At 50.7% G+C, this 1,080-nt stretch carries 2 tRNA genes and 1 rRNA gene; all 3 read left to right on the top strand.

The features are described 5' to 3' along the window. Positions 1 to 683, top strand: a 16S ribosomal RNA gene (locus BLP55_RS16620); the annotation flags it as partial. A gap of 90 nt (positions 684 to 773) precedes the next feature. Continuing rightward, positions 774 to 847, top strand: a tRNA-Ile gene (locus BLP55_RS16625). Between the two features lie 117 nt (positions 848 to 964). Then, positions 965 to 1,038, top strand: a tRNA-Ala gene (locus tag BLP55_RS16630). The last annotated feature ends 42 nt before the right edge of the window (positions 1,039 to 1,080 follow it).

Below are 1,080 nucleotides of genomic sequence, written 5' to 3' on the forward strand. Positions count from 1 at the left end.
CTGGGTGGCTAAGCGAAAGTGATAAGTATCCCACCTGGGGAGTACGGGCGCAAGCCTGAAACTCAAAGGAATTGACGGGGGCCCGCACAAGCGGTGGAGCATGTGGTTTAATTCGATGATACGCGAGGAACCTTACCAGGGCTTAAATGGGGAGCGACAGCTGCGGAAACGTGGCCTTCTTCGGACGCTCTTCAAGGTGCTGCATGGTTGTCGTCAGCTCGTGCCGTGAGGTGTCAGGTTAAGTCCTATAACGAGCGCAACCCCTGTTGCTAGTTGCCAGCGAGTCAAGTCGGGAACTCTAGCAAGACTGCCGGTGCAAACCGCGAGGAAGGTGGGGATGACGTCAAATCATCACGGCCCTTACGCCCTGGGCTACACACGTGCTACAATGGCCGGTACAGAGAGCAGCCACTGCGCGAGCAGGAGCGAATCTACAAAACCGGTCTCAGTTCGGATCGGGGTCTGCAACTCGACCCCGTGAAGCTGGAATCGCTAGTAATCGGATATCAGCCATGATCCGGTGAATACGTTCCCGGGCCTTGTACACACCGCCCGTCAAGCCATGGAAGCTGGGGGTGCCTGAAGTCGGTGACCGCAAGGAGCTGCCTAGGGTAAAACCGGTAACTAGGGCTAAGTCGTAACAAGGTAGCCGTACCGGAAGGTGCGGCTGGAACACCTCCTTTCTAGAGAAACCGATATTTGTCTGGTATCGGGGACGTCTCTCCTTTCTCTTTTTGTCGATCCAAATAATATTGAGGTAAAGAAGGAAACATAGTCTCGTAGCTCAGCTGGTTAGAGTACTACACTGATAATGTAGGGGTCGGCAGTTCGAGTCTGCCCGGGACTACTTTTTTGGATTTGCCTTGGAAATTCTGGAGGTTGGGTTTGATATTATAAATTTTAAATTATAAATTTTAAATGTTTGTGATTCAAAATTCAAAATTCAACATTCAAAATAAAGAATGGGGGATTAGCTCAGCTGGCTAGAGCGCCTGCCTTGCACGCAGGAGGTCATCGGTTCGACTCCGATATTCTCCACGATTTTGGTCATAAAGGACCAAAGTCATAAAGTCATAAAGG

This window comes from Flavobacterium caeni (genome assembly GCF_900101895.1).
Lineage (GTDB): Bacteria > Bacteroidota > Bacteroidia > Flavobacteriales > Flavobacteriaceae > Flavobacterium > Flavobacterium caeni.